Origin of the sequence: Rhizobium herbae (assembly GCF_017873135.1) — a bacterium.
GTDB classification, from domain to species: domain Bacteria; phylum Pseudomonadota; class Alphaproteobacteria; order Rhizobiales; family Rhizobiaceae; genus Pararhizobium; species Pararhizobium herbae.
Map to the genome: position 1 here is coordinate 492,716 of NZ_JAGGJV010000001.1, position 15,586 is coordinate 508,301.

Annotated in this window: 13 protein-coding genes; 4 read left to right on the top strand and 9 right to left on the bottom strand. The window is 61.2% G+C overall.

Going from position 1 to position 15,586, the window contains the following annotated elements; all coding sequences use genetic code 11:
• The first annotated feature begins 48 nt into the window (after positions 1–48).
• Positions 49–600, top strand: coding sequence for a hypothetical protein (locus J2Z75_RS02540; protein WP_209847269.1), 552 nt, complete (start codon positions 49–51; stop codon positions 598–600).
• Positions 601–652: 52 nt separating this feature from the next.
• On the opposite strand, the gene folK is transcribed toward J2Z75_RS02540, so the two are convergent.
• From folK to folP, 3 genes are read right to left on the bottom strand one after another with little or no spacing between them, the layout of a single operon-like run.
• Positions 653–1,186, bottom strand: coding sequence for a 2-amino-4-hydroxy-6-hydroxymethyldihydropteridine diphosphokinase (gene folK / locus J2Z75_RS02545; RefSeq protein WP_209847272.1), 534 nt, complete (start codon positions 1,184–1,186; stop codon positions 653–655).
• Positions 1,179–1,547 carry a dihydroneopterin aldolase gene (folB, locus tag J2Z75_RS02550; RefSeq protein ID WP_209847275.1) on the bottom strand — a complete coding sequence of 123 codons (369 nt, stop codon included), beginning with the start codon at positions 1,545–1,547 and terminating at the stop codon, positions 1,179–1,181. The genes folK and folB overlap by 8 nt, the downstream gene beginning before the upstream one ends.
• Positions 1,544–2,428, bottom strand: coding sequence for a dihydropteroate synthase (folP, locus tag J2Z75_RS02555; protein WP_209847278.1), 885 nt, complete (start codon positions 2,426–2,428; stop codon positions 1,544–1,546). The genes folB and folP overlap by 4 nt, the downstream gene beginning before the upstream one ends.
• A 204-nt stretch (positions 2,429–2,632) precedes the next feature.
• Here folP and J2Z75_RS02560 point away from each other — a divergent pair, with 204 nt between their 5' ends.
• Positions 2,633–3,256: a DUF922 domain-containing Zn-dependent protease gene (locus tag J2Z75_RS02560; protein ID WP_209847281.1), complete on the top strand. Its 624-nt coding sequence runs from the start codon at positions 2,633–2,635 to the stop codon at positions 3,254–3,256.
• 429 nt (positions 3,257–3,685) lie between these two features.
• On the opposite strand, the gene J2Z75_RS02565 is transcribed toward J2Z75_RS02560, so the two are convergent.
• Both J2Z75_RS02565 and J2Z75_RS02570 read right to left on the bottom strand, forming a co-directional pair.
• Complete coding sequence (locus J2Z75_RS02565) at positions 3,686–4,006, bottom strand: 2Fe-2S iron-sulfur cluster-binding protein (protein ID WP_209847284.1); 321 nt, start codon at positions 4,004–4,006, stop codon at positions 3,686–3,688.
• Positions 4,007–4,227: 221 nt separating this feature from the next.
• Complete coding sequence (locus tag J2Z75_RS02570) at positions 4,228–4,596, bottom strand: Hpt domain-containing protein (RefSeq protein ID WP_209847287.1); 369 nt, start codon at positions 4,594–4,596, stop codon at positions 4,228–4,230.
• A gap of 662 nt (positions 4,597–5,258) precedes the next feature.
• Here J2Z75_RS02570 and J2Z75_RS02575 point away from each other — a divergent pair.
• Positions 5,259–11,537 carry an apolipoprotein A-IV repeat region-like domain-containing protein gene (locus J2Z75_RS02575; RefSeq protein ID WP_209847290.1) on the top strand — a complete coding sequence of 2,093 codons (6,279 nt, stop codon included), beginning with the start codon at positions 5,259–5,261 and terminating at the stop codon, positions 11,535–11,537.
• A 170-nt stretch (positions 11,538–11,707) separates the two neighbouring features.
• Entirely contained in the window at positions 11,708–12,088 is a 381-nt protein-coding gene (locus tag J2Z75_RS02580; protein ID WP_209847293.1) for a hypothetical protein, read from the top strand.
• Here J2Z75_RS02580 and J2Z75_RS02585 read toward each other — a convergent pair whose 3' ends face one another.
• The 4 genes from J2Z75_RS02585 to petA all read right to left on the bottom strand — a co-directional run bounded on the left by J2Z75_RS02585 (position 12,089) and on the right by petA (position 15,332).
• Positions 12,089–12,448: a VOC family protein gene (locus J2Z75_RS02585; RefSeq protein WP_209847296.1), complete on the bottom strand. Its 360-nt coding sequence runs from the start codon at positions 12,446–12,448 to the stop codon at positions 12,089–12,091. It abuts the gene before it with no gap.
• A gap of 130 nt (positions 12,449–12,578) precedes the next feature.
• Positions 12,579–13,460, bottom strand: a complete 882-nt coding sequence (locus J2Z75_RS02590) for a cytochrome c1 (protein ID WP_209847299.1) — start codon at positions 13,458–13,460, stop codon at positions 12,579–12,581.
• Positions 13,461–13,482: 22 nt separating this feature from the next.
• On the bottom strand, positions 13,483–14,739 hold the full coding sequence (locus J2Z75_RS02595) for a cytochrome b (protein WP_209847302.1): 1,257 nt from the start codon (positions 14,737–14,739) through the stop codon (positions 13,483–13,485).
• Between the two features lie 14 nt (positions 14,740–14,753).
• Complete coding sequence (petA, locus tag J2Z75_RS02600) at positions 14,754–15,332, bottom strand: ubiquinol-cytochrome c reductase iron-sulfur subunit (protein ID WP_209847305.1); 579 nt, start codon at positions 15,330–15,332, stop codon at positions 14,754–14,756.
• Positions 15,333–15,586 lie beyond the last annotated feature (254 nt).

A 15,586-nucleotide genomic window follows, 5' to 3' on the forward strand; every position in this document is an offset into this window, starting at 1 on the left:
GTGCAAATGTAACCTCACATTCCCGACATCGACCCTCAAGGATCGTTCATGTTTTCGCGCCCTTCTTTGATCGCCCGCGGTACTGCCGCAGCCACACTCGCAGCTCTGACCTGCGCAGCCTCTCCGGCGTTTTCGGGCGGCAACGACAAGGCGTTTTTCGAACAGGTTTCCGGCCAGTGGAAAGGCCCGGGCGAAATCGTCGCGGGCAAGTACAAGGGCACGAAATTCACCTGCGACCTGACCGGCGAGCCCTCAGAGGGCGCCTCTGCCGGTATCAAGCTCGATGGTTTCTGCCGCGTCGGCGTCTTCAAACAGCCGATGTCCGCCGTCATCACCCAGGCAGGCAAGAGCTACAGCGGCAAGTTCCTCGATGGCGCCAACGGCAAGGGCCTCGACATCGTGTCGGGAAATGTCGCCAAGGACAAGGTGGTCGTCGGCATCAATCGCAAGAAGCTGAACGGCGCGATGATCGCCCGGCTTCAGGATCAATCCACGTTGAACATCACCATCTCGGTGAAGGTGGAAGATACCATGGTTCCGGTGATCGGCGTCAGCCTCAGCCGCCAGGTCGACACCATGGCGGTCGGCTCGATCAAGTAGGTATTGCCTGCTGCATGAATTCAGAGAGCCGGGTTATCCGGCTCTTTTGCGTTCAGGGCACCAACTTCGGGCTATGCCGCCACCAGTCGCGACGTGGATCGGCGACTTCTATACCCGCGACATCCGCATCCTTGAGCCATTCCGCAATCATCCGGCCGGAAACGACAAGATCCGGCGCGAAATCGGCGAGCGGCATCAGAACGAAGCCGCGTTCCGTCATGCGGGGATGCGGTATTTCCAGCGACTGTGAATGCTGCTTCAGGTCATCATAGGTCAGCACATCGATATCGATCGTGCGGGGGCCCCAGCGCTCGATCCGCTCCCGTTTCATCTGGCGTTCGATCGACAGACACGCATCGAGCAAGTCGTCCGGAGACAGCGATGTCCGCACGGCAGCGCAGGCATTGAAGAACCAGGCCTGGTCGGTCTTTCCCCAGGGCGGCGTGCGGTAGAGCTTCGAGACATCCGTGACCGAGCAGTCCCGCCGGGCGTCGAGAAGCATCAGCGCACGCGCCATCGATGCGGCGGGATCGCCGATATTGCCGCCAAGGCCAAGCGTCGCCAGTTGCGGTTCCATCTCAGGCAAAATGCTCGACCGTCACCTGGACATAGTCAAGCACGCCGGGAACTGGGGCATTCGGCTTGCGGATCGATATTTTCGCACGGCGAACCTGCGGAAAAACCGAACAAAGCGTGGTCGCCACCTCCAGCGCCAGCGCCTCGATCAGGTAGCGTCTCCGGCCGGTGATGATCTTCTCGATCTCAGTGAAGGCGATGCCGTAATGCACTGTATCGTTGATGGAATCCTCCACCAGTGCCGTGCCCTGTTCGACATCCAGCTCCGCATCGACGAAGAACCGCTGCCCGAGAAACTCCTCTTCGTCATGCACGCCGTGGCGGGCGAAGAAGGCACAGTTCTTGAGGGTGATCGTGTAGATCGCTTTCATGGTCGATTTTCCTTCCCATGCTGTCCCGTCGCATGCATTTTTGAGGCGAGCATAGCATCCGCCACCAGAAGCGCATCCCTGTTGATTGCGACATTGTGTACCCGGAAAACCGCAGCCCCTGCCATTCTGAGCAATGCGGTCGTCGCAGCCGTGCCGGCATCCCTCTGCTGCGCCTCGCGACCGGTGATGGCGCCGATGAAGCGCTTTCGAGATGTGCCGGCCAAAAGCGGCAGCCCAAAATCGAACAACTCGTCGAACCGCGCCATCAGCGCGACATTCTCGTCGGTGTCCTTGGCAAAACCGAAGCCCGGATCGAGAACCATCCGATCCCGTTGAACACCGGCCGCCGCCGCGATTTCCAGAGACCGATCAAGGAAATGATACTGGTCGCGCACGACATCGGCGAGCTTTTCGCGGTCGCGGCCCGTATGCATGATGCAGAGACCTGCCCCGACCGCTGCCGCCACGCCGGCAAGATCGGGCTCGCGCTGCAGGCCGTGCACGTCGTTGACGATATGCGCGCCGGCGGCAATCGCGAGCCTTGCGGTCTCTGCCCGGTATGTATCGATAGAAATGATCGCATCGGTCTGCCGGGCCAGCGCCGAGATGACGGGCAGCACACGGTCCTGCTCCCGGGCGGCGGTGACCTCAGCAGCGCCCGGTCTGGTCGACTCGCCGCCAATATCGAGGATCACGGCACCATCTTCCAGACAGCGCATTGCCTGGGATACCGCAGCCTCGGTTTCGTTGTAGATGCCCCCGTCGGAAAACGAATCCGGCGTCACATTGATGATCGCCATCAACAATCCCCTGGGCCCGAGTGTCAGCGTCCGACCATGTGCCAACATCCATTCAAAGGGCTGGAAAGGATCGATCGTCATGTTTCACCCCTTTCTCGCGCCCTGCATACCGACCGGATTGAGCTTCCAAGTCGACCGAAGTCAGACGCAAACTGTCTTTGCCGCAAATGCCCGAAATACATTGTGTTTTCCGGTTTGCCTGGAGCTGTTGCCTATTTGCTGTTGCGCTCTGGCTGGCTATGCCCCAAGCTCAGATGAAGTTCAACTGCCGAGATCTGTAAACATATGCCGACTGGCCGCATTTCATTCGCCGCGCTTTTGATAGCGAGCATCGTGGCGAGCCATTCCTCTACAGCCTATGCCGAAACCGTCGTGAACAAGAGTATCACCTATTTTTCGGTGGGCGGCCGTACGGCCGAGGAACTGGACAAGGCGTTGTCCGAAAACGGCCCGTTGATGAAGGGGACCGGCGCGCGTCACCCCGGTGCCACCAGGATCAGGTTCGGCGGCACGGTGACCTATGTGAAACATGGCGATCGCTGCGCCGTCGGCAGTGCCAAGGTTACGCTCAGCACCCGGCTCATCCTGCCGCGCTGGAAAAACCGCAGGAAGGCCAGCCGGGATCTGGGACTCGTCTGGGACACCCTGTCGAGCGACATAAAGCGCCATGAGGAGCGCCACGCCGAAATCGCCCGCAATCATGCCCGCAAGCTGGAAAGAGATTTCCTCGCGCTGAAGCCCGAGCCTGACTGCGAACGCATGCAGGCGCGCGTGGCACGATTGAGCGAAACCGCCATCGAGGATCATGACCGCGACCAGGCCCGTTTCGACAAGATGGAAGCGGCCAATTTCGACCGCCGCATGATCCGGCTGCTGCAGTATCGGCTCGATGCGATGACAAAGCGCTGAACCGTGCCCTCACGCCCCCGTCGAATCGACCCGCAAAAACCGCGAAATATCAATTGCAAGACTTGCGCGAAGCTTGCGCATCAACAGCATCTTATTGGTGATTTCTAGCGATACAACAGCATCGGCAGATGAGGTACAGTGCAAGCATAGGGTAAAGACAGGAAGACAAGCCTTCTTCGCCTCAGTCCGGATATATCAGATATGCATCCATGATGGACGTATCAGACCGGAAGTATTGTTTCGCGCTTGACTGTCTCGTTCCGGATGATGTTCGACCGGCCGAAGCTCCCGCGCGTTGTTGCGTTCTCCTGGCGTATCCTTATGCAGCAGATGTTCCCTCCCTCATCTGCATGCGATGCGCCCTCCTAGCCCCGCTCGTCGATCGCGACTGGCGGGGCTTTTTTTACAAATGGGCAGCAACAGCAGAATTCAGGCCTGACGCTCGGGAACATGAACGACAAGCCCATCCAGGCGGTCGCTCATCTTGATCTGACAGGACAGCCGCGATGTCGGCTTCACGTCATAGGCGAAATCGAGCATATCCTCTTCCATCGCCTCCGGTGCTCCCACTGTCGCCGACCATGCCTCGTCCACGTAGACATGACAGGTCGCACACGCACAGGCGCCGCCACATTCGGCTTCGACGCCGGGAACCGAGTTGCGCACGGCATTTTCCATGACAGTCGAACCGTTTTGAACGTCGAAGTCGTACGGCGTGCCGTCAAAGGCGATGATGGTCAGTTTTGGCATTATTTTTCCGGATGCTTGGCGTTGCTGTCTGCATGCCGCAAGAACAACCACGCCGCCCCGAAACAGGGCGGCGGCGGAACGCGGCAAATTCATCCGATTTCTTCCAACAATTCCCATCGCCAGTCAACACGGCGAACCATGGCAACTGCCGACCCGCCCAGCGCCCCTTCATCGCCAAGGGTTATCCGTGTGAGGAACCGGTCCGCGGATGGCAATAGAGACTACCGGCAAAGCTTCAGGATGAACAACTCCGCCTCGAGTACAGCCGCGCCGAGAGCAGCAAGACTGCCGGCATCCTGCGGCGCAGCCTCGACCGCGCCAGCGGTCTCCGCCACACCGAAAGCGCCAACGGCAAGAGCAGCACCCTTCAGACGGTGCGCGGTTGCCAGCCTGATATCGGCGCTGTCGGATGACAGGTCCTTCATCAGCTGCCGGGTCTGGCGCGCAAACATCTGAAGCACTTCGATTTCGAGGAGCTTGTCGCCCATCGTCTGTGTCGCGAGGTGAACGAGATCGATGGGCCTCGACTTCGAAGGACATGCCCCCCCGAAATTGTCGGGTGCTTCGAATGCGATCTTGAGAGCCGCCATGTGCCAATGTCCTTGTTGTGTTTTTTTCTGACGCACCGGCTCGCAACCGGTCGTCTCGTTTTTTCTATATCCGCTCTTCCATGACACTCCGATTGCCGGAAATTGTCTGCAAGTGCTTGATCCGTCTGCCTACTATATGGCTCGAGGATGGCGCGGGCGTTGTGATCCCCATGCCTTTTCCAGCCGTCATTTCGCTTGTCTCTGCCGACCATTAGGCCGGAGCGGCGCTGCTATCTGATTAAAACGCGGCACAATGAGGGCAGCTTTCGCTCAGCATGGTTAACGGTCGTTAAACCGCCTGATTCCAAGGGTTTCTGGGGAAAATAGAGCCGTTTTCCATTAAGAACTTGTTAGCATTTTAACGAATGCCGGGGGGCGTTAATTGTAAGAAACCGGTGAATGTGTCACTACGGTACGTTGAGGGATATGTTTAAGCCTTTAGGTGCAAACAGTCCTGACGGAAAACTGCATGGAATGAAGCACCTACGGGTCTCTGTGCGTTGTCCGTCGGTGCGTGGTTGAAATGGGTGCGTGTCAGGGTTTTGCGTAGATGTGATACGCATATCCTGCTGTCACCGTCCGAGTTTCGGAGGTGTTCCCAATGCAGGCGGTGTTGCGGAGGGTCCTTTCGAAAGGACAGTTTGGTAACGAGGCGTATCCGCATGGCGACGAATAAAAGCAACGAGTCGATCGACGACAAGGCATTTCAAGCGTTGGAAGACGCTTTGAAAATCGACTTTGACGAGCTTAAGTCTGCCCTCAGTGACAAGACTTCCTTGGATCATCCGGAGGAAAATGTGTCTGAATCGACCAAACAGGCGCCTGCGCCCAGCCAGGCGAGGACTGTAAAAACTCCGCAGGACCCAGCCGCCAAGGCAGGCCGGGCTGCCGAAACCCAAAAAAGCCTGTCTCCGGAACCCGCGCCCAAGGCCCCCTCCTTCGCTCCCGCCAACGACGATGGACGCAAGACGCCGGCCGCCATTCTGCGATCGCTGGACGTGCGCTCCAGCCGCTCGGCAATGCGGATCGCCGCTGCGGTCTCCGCGCTGTGGACCATTGGCGGTCTCGGCGTCGCCAATCTTCTCTACGGCCCGGAGATCTGGCAGATCCGCTCGCTCGCCGACCTGTCGGCCATGCCCGGCGCCATCGGCGTGGCGATCTTCATCATCCTGCCGGTGATGCTGTTCTTCTCCTTTGCAATCATGATTTCGCGTGCGCAGGAACTGCGCAGCGCCGCGCGTTCCATGGCCGAGGTCGCATTGCGCCTTGCCGAGCCTGAAACCGCCGCTTCCGAGCGCATCATGACCGTCGGCCAGGCCGTTCGCCGTGAAGTCTCGGCGATGAACGAGGGCATCGAGCGCACGATCGCCCGGGCGACCGAGCTCGAAACGCTGGTTCACTCCGAAGTCAACGCGCTTGAGCGCAGCTACAGCGACAACGAACTGCGGGTCCGCACGCTCGTCCAGGAACTCGGTCTCGAGCGTGAATCCATCGTCGGCCATGCCGAACGGATCCGCTCGTCGATCTCCGGTGCCCATTCGCAGCTCAAGGACGAACTTGCGCTTGCCGGCGACGATATCGCCAACCGCATCGCCACGTCAGGCGAAGCGTTTGCCTCGATGATCGAAACCCGTGCCGCCGCCCTGATGGAACGCTCGAACAGCGCCACCCAGACCATCGGCGCCATGCTGTCGACGCGCACCGACGCTCTTCTTTCCGGCCTCACGACCGCCGGTGTGTCGCTCAGCAGCGAATTCGATACCCGTCTTGAAAATCTGAGCCAGACGCTGGCCAAGCGCGGCCAGCAGCTGCTCGGCCAGTTCGAGACCCGCGCCTCCTCGCTCGATGCCAACACCGAGAAGCTGAACGCCGCGCTGAACGAGCGTGCGCGCCAGTTGAACGAGACGTTGATCGCCCGTACGCGCGATCTCAACGAGAGCCTGAATGTCGGCCAGCAAGCCATCACCGGCGGTCTCGACGACATCCTCAATACACTCAACGCTACGCTGGACGAAAAGGGTGCGAGCTTCCGCCAGAGCCTGAAGACCAGCGCCGACGATACGATCATGGATCTCGACCTGCGCTCCGGCTTCTTCGAGGAGAAGTTGCAGACCACGGTCGGCCAGCTCGCGACGGCGTTTGATTCGCGCTTCCACGAATTCGCCTCCGCCTTCGACAGGCGCGCCGGCATGCTCGATTCCAAGCTGATGGAAAGCCTCGCCCGCATCAACCAGTCGGTCACCGGCGGCGCCGATTCCATCGGCGGCATTCTTGACGGCGGTATTGAACGCTTCGAATCCGCCCTGTCGGACCAGTCCCTGACGCTGGCCACCACGCTCGGCACCACCCAGGACTTCATCGAACAGACGATCAGCGGCAAGACCGCCGAGCTCAGCGATGCGATCGGCAATGCCCATACCCGTATCGACAGTGTTCTGGCGGAACGCTCCGGCACGCTGATGAGCGCGCTGACGGCGGCGCAGGACCGGATCGAGTCCGGCTTTGCCGCACGCGCCGGCTCACTTGAGAGTGCCTTGACGGAAAGCCAGCAGCGGCTTGCCGAAACGCTCGATGCCCGCACCAGTGCGCTTGCTGCGAGCAACCAGCAGCTTGCCGAAAACCTGGATACGCGAACCAGCGGCTTCATCGACGGCCTGCAGGCGATCCACGGCCGCATCGAGGAAACCCTGACCAACCGTGCCGACGAGATCACCAGCTCGATCGCCGCCAGCCAGTTCCGCCTCGACAATACGCTTTCCGAACGCACAGTCGAACTCTCCAGCCTGCTGGCTGCAAGCTCGGAATCCATCGACAGCGCCTTCGAGGGCACGGCGGAGCGGATCGATACGATCCTGTCGCAGCGCACTGGCGCACTCGCTAACGTATTGAGTTCATCGACCGCAGCGATCGACGGAGCCTTTGATGGTACCGCGGAGCGGATCGACACGATCCTGTCGCAGCGTACCGGCACCCTCGCCAATGTTCTGACGTCCTCTGCCGGTGCAATCGAGCAGGCCATCGGCGGCACCACCGAGCGCCTCGACACGCTGCTGTCCGAACGCAGCCGTACGCTCGGCGATAACCTCGCCAGCCAGACGGCGGCGCTCGATACGCTGTTGACGGAGCGGTCGGCGGAAATTGCCGGAACCATGTCCGCCCGCGCGACCGAAATGGCCGACACGCTCAGCAGCCGCACGGAAGAAATCGCCGACAGCCTGTCCTATCGCGCCAGCGCGATTGCCGAGACGATGGCCGACCGGGTCGGCGATATCGAACAGCAGCTTTCCGGCCGCGTCGCCCAGATCGCCGAAAACCTCAGCGGCCGCGTCAGCGACATCGCCGGAACCATGACCAGCACATCGGCCGAAATCGCCAGTGCCCTGTCGGGACATGCCGGCGAACTGGCCGCTTCGATGGCAGGAAGGGCGACGGATATCGAGCAGACCCTCTCCGGCCGTGCCGACCAGCTGGCGACGTCGCTGGCCTCCACGCATGACCAGATCCGGGCAACGCTGGACGATCGGATCAACGCCATCAACGTTGCGGTCACCCACGGGACCGAACAACTGTCCAACGTGCTGGGCGAACAGGCCATCTCCATCGCCACGACGATCGCCACCAGCTCCAGCATGCTGGAGCTGGCGCTGGAAGAACGCCAGGCCGAACTCGGCGGCGTCATCGACAGGAGCGCCGGTGCGCTTGAACAGCGCATGCGCGAAAGCACCAGCCATGTCGCCACCCAGCTCGGCGAAACCGCCGACCAGATCAGCCGCGCCGCCGACACGCTGACGCACCGGATGGACACGTCGCTCGCCAACATCAACAGCAGTGTCGACGACACCGGCGCGCGCATTGAAAACAGCCTCGGCGTTCTGGAAGGCCGCATCCGCGAAAGCGTCGGCGGCGTCAGCGAGTTCGTCGACAATGCCGGCCAGAGGATCGCCGACACTCTGTCCACCAGGATGTCGGAACTGGATCAGGTCAGTGATCGGGCCGCCGCGCGCATCTCCGAGAGCCTTTCCGGCCGCACCGATGAAATCGAACGCATCGGCAATGTCGCATCGGCACGGATCGCCGAAACACTGTCGGGCCATACGGCCGAATTCGATCAGGTCAGCACAGCTGCCGCTGCCAGGATTGCCGGCAGCCTTGCCGGCCGCACGGAAGAAATCGACCGCATCAGCGGTGCTGCTGCCAGCCGCATCGCCGAGACGCTGACCACCCACACGGCCGAACTCGACCGTGTCAGCGCAGCTGCGGCAACACGGATCGAAGCGAGCATCGAAGGCGGCACAGGCCGGATCGAAGAGCGCCTCGGCACGATGGACCGGGCTCTTTCGATCGGCCTCGACAATGTCAGCCGGACAATCGAAGGCAAGGCCGCCGGTCTCGTCACCAACCTGCGCGGCGCCGTCGGCGAGGCAGCCCAGGGCATCGATGCCGAAGCGCTGCGTTCGGCCGAACTTCTTGCGAAAGCAGGCGAAGATTTCGCCCAGGCGATGGCCTCGCGCCAGGCCGATTTCCAGTCCGCCGTGGAGCAGACTGCGGCAACAGCCGCGATGCGCAGCGCCGAACTGGCGCGCTCCGTTGGCGAAGCAACCGACGGCGCAGCAGCCCGCATCGCCCAGACGCAGTCGCGTGTGGCGGAACAGGCATCGTCGCTGAGCCAGAGCCTCACCGACGTCGAGAAGGCCCTGGAGGCCCGTGGCAACACGATCCGCGCGACCCTCGACGACAGCACGCGCGAACTCAATTCGATGCTCGCCGGCCGCTCGGCGGAACTGTCGCGCCTCATTGACGAACAGGCGCGCCCGATCATCGATCAGTACGCGGCGACCGGCAAGGAAGCCGCCGACCGCATCAGCGAGGTCGCTCGCGAGAGTGCGGAACGCCTGCGCGCCGAGAATGCGACCTTGCTCGACAGCCTGAGTGCCCGCACAGGCGAAACGCTGAACGCCATTTCGAGCCGCGCGGAAGAAACCGCCAAGGCGATGAAGATGGTCGAAAACCGCCTGCAGTCGACGGCCATGGGCCTTATCGACCAGCTGTCGGCAAGCAACACGTCGATTGCCGGCGTTATCGAGCAGGCCAGCGCCAATCTCGGCGCCATGGACCAGCAGCTGGAATCGACCACTGCGCGGTTCTCCGATTCCGCATCCCGTGCGTCCGACATGCTCTCCACCTCGACCCGCCTTCTGGAAGGCAAGGTGGACAAGCTGGCGGATATTTCCGGTACGACATTGTCGCAGATCGGTGGCATCGTCGGTCGCTTCGAAGACCACTCGAGAGTGCTCGGACAGGCATCCGACCTTCTGGCCGCGGCACAGTCCAACCTTGTGAGCACGCTTGAGGAACGCCAGGATGCCCTGCGCACCCTCTCCATCGGCCTCGTCAGCCGCTCCGAAGAAATTGAAAAGACCATGCATGCCCTCGAAGGCTTCGTCGATGGCGCCTTCCAGCGCGCGGAAGACCGCTCGGCTCAGGTCGCGGGCAACCTGCGCGCCGGCATCCAGTCCTCCTTCAGCGATGTCGGCCGCATCCTGAGCGACGCCGAACAGCGCGCCGCATCGGCCGCCGATGCCATGCGCAATGCGGTGATCAAGGCAGGCGACGATGCCAGCATGTCGGTCGAATCGGTGTTCGTCCGTGCCGAGGAACGCTCGAACGAGATCGCCAGCAACCTGCGCGCCGGTGTCCAGGCCTCCTTCGCCAATGTCAGCAAGACCTTGTCGGAAGCCGAAGCCCGCGCCGCCTCGGCAAGCGAAGCCATGCGTGCCGCTGTCACCAAGGCCGGCGAAGAAGCGGGTCTTTCCGTCGAAGGCGCATTTGCCCGTGCCGAAGAACGTTCAAAGGAAGTTGCCCAGCGCCTGCGCGGCAGCGTCGGAGCGTCCCTGTCCGACATCGACCGCCTGATGACGGAGACCAGCAAGAAGTCGGACGGCGCAGCCGAGCATATGGGCGAAGCGATCCGCCAGGCCGTCGAAGAGGCGGTCAGCCGCTTCAGCGGCGCCACCGACGAGATCCGCCGCTCGGCCCACGAGATCCGCAAGGAGCTCGACATGACCCGCGAGGAACTGAAGCGTGGTGCCTTCGACCTGCCTGAAGAAGCCAAGGAAAACGCCTCGGTCATGCGCCGCGCGGTCGCCGAACAGATCAAGGCTCTGCAGGAGCTCTCCGAAATCATCGGCAAGTCCTCCGGCCAGCTCGAAATCGCTCAACCCGCCCAGCGCCAGCAAGCCGTTGTCCAGCAACAACCGGTGCAGCAGGCAGTCGCCGCAGCCTCTGTCCGTGCCGCTGTTCAGCAACCCGTTGCAGAACAGCCACGTCGCCAGGAGGCAACGCCCGCCTTGCGCGGCAGCCTGGGCATCGAGCAGCCGCGTCCCCTCGCCCAGCAGCCGGCTGCGCAGCAACCAGCGGCCCGTCAGCCGGAGCCACGGGTCGAGACACGTCAGCAGCCCCAGGAAGGCAGCGGCTGGATGCGCGATCTCCTGCGCGGCGCATCGCGCGAGGAAGAGCCGGTTGTGACAGCACCGCCGCAACGTTCCGCGGAAGCCCAGCCCGCAGCAGCCCGTGCCGGTGACAACCGCAACCCGCGCCACGTGATGGAGTCGCTGAACTCGCTATCGGTCGACATCGCCCGCGCCATCGACCACGATGCCTCGGTCGACCTGTGGCGCCGTTACCAGCGTGGCGAGCGCGACGTCTTCACACGCCGTCTCTATACGCTCAAGGGCCAGCAGACGTTCGACGAGATCAAGCGCAAGTACGACCGCGAACCGGAATTCCGCACCGCCGTCGACCGCTACATCGCCGATTTCGAAAAACTGCTCGGCGACGTCGCCCGCAACGACCGCGACAAGGTGATGACCCAGACCTACCTGACGTCGGATACCGGCAAGGTCTACACGATGCTGGCGCATGCGGCGGGACGGTTCAGCTGATCCTCGACTGATCGTTTGTTTGAAATTTGAAGGCTCCGCGGGAAATCGCGGGGCCTTTTTCGTAGAAACAACTGATCTGGATACTCTGAGAAAGGGTCAGAGATTGCCGAACCCATGGAACCCAAGAGCGGGGCTGCGCCGGTATGTCGACACGGGGACGGAAACTGCCGTTGAAAGTTCGCACAGGAAAAGAGGGCGAAGCGCCACCGCTTTACGTCTCGCATATATCGCGCAACTTGATTTTCTTGGGCGGCGGACCTGAGAGCGAGCGTCGCGAGATCACCTTTTCCAACGACGGAAAGCGTTGGGAGAACGCGGACCTCTTGGAGAAACTCATTTCATTGAACACGCAAGCCCTGCCATTTAAGTTCAACCAGAGAGATATCGAGTCGCCGGACATGTTGATGAGCTGGTGGCAGGAGACCGGCAAGCTTACGGTCAGCTTCGACATGATTTCATGGCACGGCCCAGGTCAATGGATTATCACCACCATTGAGCCTCCGATCATCGGCATGCGAGGGTGGACAGGTCCCGCCCCGTTCGGCCAATAGTCAAGGTTTTCGGTAGGCGCGGCGCGATACCGATATGGCGTTGCCGCTAGGGTCCTTCGCGTTCGCAAAGACATAGCCGTCGGCTTGATGCAGGCTGCCAAAATGCAAGCCGTTTTGCGCGCATGCGCCAACGAACGTCTCGACGTCCTCGACATCGAAGACCAGTTTGACGATCGACTGCGCGGTCTTCTGCGCCTTGCCGGCGGGATGCAGCATCAAGATCGTGCCGCCCAGCGGGTTGACCATTTCAACGATCCTGTCGCCCTCTTCGCTTTTCGCCTTAAAGCCGAAATGCCGCTCGTAGAAGCGCGCAGTCTGCGAAACATCCCTGACATAGAGAACCACCCTGTTCAGCAACACGAATCCCCCTCCTGCCATCGGCGCCGCCCGGGTGCGGACAAGAAACCGTCAGCGGACATTTTGTACCGAAACACGAAACAAAAAAGGCGGCCACCCGGGCCGCCTTCTGTCGTTTGAAGCCTTGAAAGCCTCAATGTTCCTTGTTGGCGTAGACCGACTTCTTCGTCAGATAGAGAAGGCCGGAGAAGATTACCAGGAAGAGCAGGACCATGAAGCCCGTGCGCTTGCGTTCTTCCAGATGCGGTTCCGCAGCCCACATCAGGAACGCCGAAACGTCCTGGGCATATTGGTCGACCGTCTGCGGCGCTCCGTCGTCATAGGTGACCTGGTCGTCTGAGATCGGCTTGGCCATGGCAAGAGACATGGCGGCATTGAAGTACGGGTTGAAGTGCGTGCCTTCTGGAACCGTGACGCCTTCCGGCGGCTCATGATAACCGGTCAGCAGCGAATGGATGTAGTCCGGTCCGCCCTCCTGGTACTGGGTAAAGATATCCCAGATGAACAGCGGGAAGCCGCGCTCGACGCCGCGCGCCTTGGCAATCAGCGAGAAATCCGGCGGAGCCGCACCGTTGTTGGCGGCGGCTGCCGCCTCGTCGTTCGGGAACGGCGACGGGAAGTGATCGGAGGCGACGGCCTTGCGGGTGTACATTTCCCCCTCGCCGTTCGGTCCGTCCTGGACTTCGTAGTTTGCCGCGAAAGTCTTCACCTGTGCTTCCGAATAGCCGAAATCTCCCAGCGTGCGGAAGGAGACGAGCTTCATCGAATGGCAGGCGGAACAGACTTCGGTGTATACTTTCAGGCCGCGCTGCAGCTGACCCTTGTCGTAGTGACCGAAGGGACCGGCAAAGCTCCATTCGATGTTCTTCGGCTTCAGGATCGGAAAGTGCGCGTTTGCAACCGCGTGCTCGGTCGCCTCTTTCAGACCGTGCTCTTCTTCCGCCGCATAGGCGGCGGCGCCAAGAAGACCGGCTGCGAATGCGAGCGACAGGATGCTTGTAACAAGCTTTTTCATCGGTTCAGTTCCTCTCAGCCGCTCAGTTCTTGTTGTTCTTGGCCAGAACCGCTTCCGTGATCGAATTCGGAATACGCTTCGGGGTTTCGATCAGGCCGAGAACCGGCATGATGATGAGGAAGAACGCGAAATAGTAGAGCGTGCCTAGCTGGGCCATCAGGGTGTAGAGATCGGTCGGTGCGCGCGAGCCGAGCCAGCCGAGCAGGATGGCATTCGCCACGAAGAGCCAGAAGAACAGCTTGTACCACGGACGGTAGACGGCCGAGCGGACCTTCGAAGTATCGAGCCAGGGCAGGAAGAACAGGATGATGATCGAGCCGAACATCACCAGAACGCCGCCGAGCTTGGAATCGATCGGGCCGATGTTGAAGGTGATGGCGCGCAGCATCGCGTAGAACGGCAGGTAGTACCATTCCGGAACGATGTGGGCCGGCGTCTTCAGCGGATTGGCCATGATGTAGTTGTCGGGATGGCCGAGATAGTTCGGCATGTAGAAGACGAACCAGGCATAGGCGATCAGGAAGACGGAAACGCCGAGCGCATCCTTCATCGTCGCATAAGGCGTAAAGGCGACCGTGTCTGTCTTGGTCTTGACCTCGACGCCGGTCGGGTTGGTCTGGCCGACCACGTGCAGCGCCCAGATATGCAGAACGACGACGCCGGCAATCATGAAGGGCAGCAGGTAGTGCAGCGAGAAGAAGCGGTTGAGCGTCGGCTGATCGACCGCGAAACCGCCGAGCAGGAACTGCTGCAGCCATTCGCCGACAAGCGGGAAAGCCGAGAAGAAGCCGGTGATGACGGTCGCCCCCCAGAACGACATCTGCCCCCAGGGAAGCACGTAGCCCATGAAGCCGGTCGCCATCATCAGGAGATAGATGACCACGCCGAGGATCCAGAGGATTTCACGCGGCGCCTTGTAGGAGCCGTAGTAGAGGCCGCGGGCAATATGCAGGTAGACGGCGATGAAGAAGAACGACGCGCCGTTCGCGTGCATGTAGCGCAACAGCCAGCCGTGGTTCACGTCGCGCACGATCTTTTCGACCGAGACGAAGGCAACCGTTGTTTCGGCGGCGTAGTGCATGGCCAGAACAACCCCGGTGAGGATCTGGATGATCAGCATCACCGAGAGCATCGCGCCGAAGGTATAGGCATAGTTCAGGTTGCGCGGGACGGGGTAGGAAACGAAGCTGTCGTGCACCATCCGCGGCAGCGGCAGGCGCGAATCGATCCACTTCTCGATACCGGTCGTCGGCGTGTAGGTTGAATGATCCCCACTCATATTCAGTATTCCCCTCAGCCGATCTTGATGACTGTGTCAGTGGCAAAAGAAAAGGTCGGTACGGCCAGATTCTCAGGTGCCGGACCTTTCCGGATTCGGCCGGCCGTATCGTAGACCGAGCCATGGCAGGGACAGAACCAACCATTGTATTCGCCGGCCTGGCCAAGCGGCACGCAGCCGAGATGGGTGCAGGAGCCGATCATGACGATCCAGTTTTCCTTGCCCTTGCCGGCCGAGCGATCGAGGTCCGTGGCCGTCGCTTCCGGCGGGAGATTGGCATTGCGCGCGACCGGGTCCTTCAGGTCTGCAAGCGCCACCGCGCCGGCTTCCTTGACTTCCTCGTCCGTGCGGTTGCGGATGAACACCGGCTTGCCGCGCCACTTGACGGTCAGCGACATGCCCGGCTGCAGGCTCGAAACATCCACTTCGATGGAGGCGAGCGCCAGCGTCGAGGCATCCGGGCGCATCTGGTCGATGAAGGGCCAGGCAACCGCTGCCGCGCCGACCACACCGGCCATGCCCGTTGTCAGATACAGGAAATCGCGGCGAGTGGGCTCGCCCATGGTTTCGCTTGATGTCTCGTGTTCGCTCACGGTTAAACCATCCTCTCACGCAATGTTCTGCGGAAACCGCACTGTCCCCGGCGTCAATCCGCGCCCCGTGCTGACACTTGAGCGAAAGAAGCGCGCCAAATCAATAAGCCGATGCACAATTTGGAGAAAACTTTCGTTTTTCCGCCTCATGCATCAAAACCGGGCAAACCTCGCGCATCAAAATAAACGGCAGATTCCCCGGCAATCCGGCGGGTTCTATGCTTGATCGATGGTGATGTCTAGCCTTGAGCGCA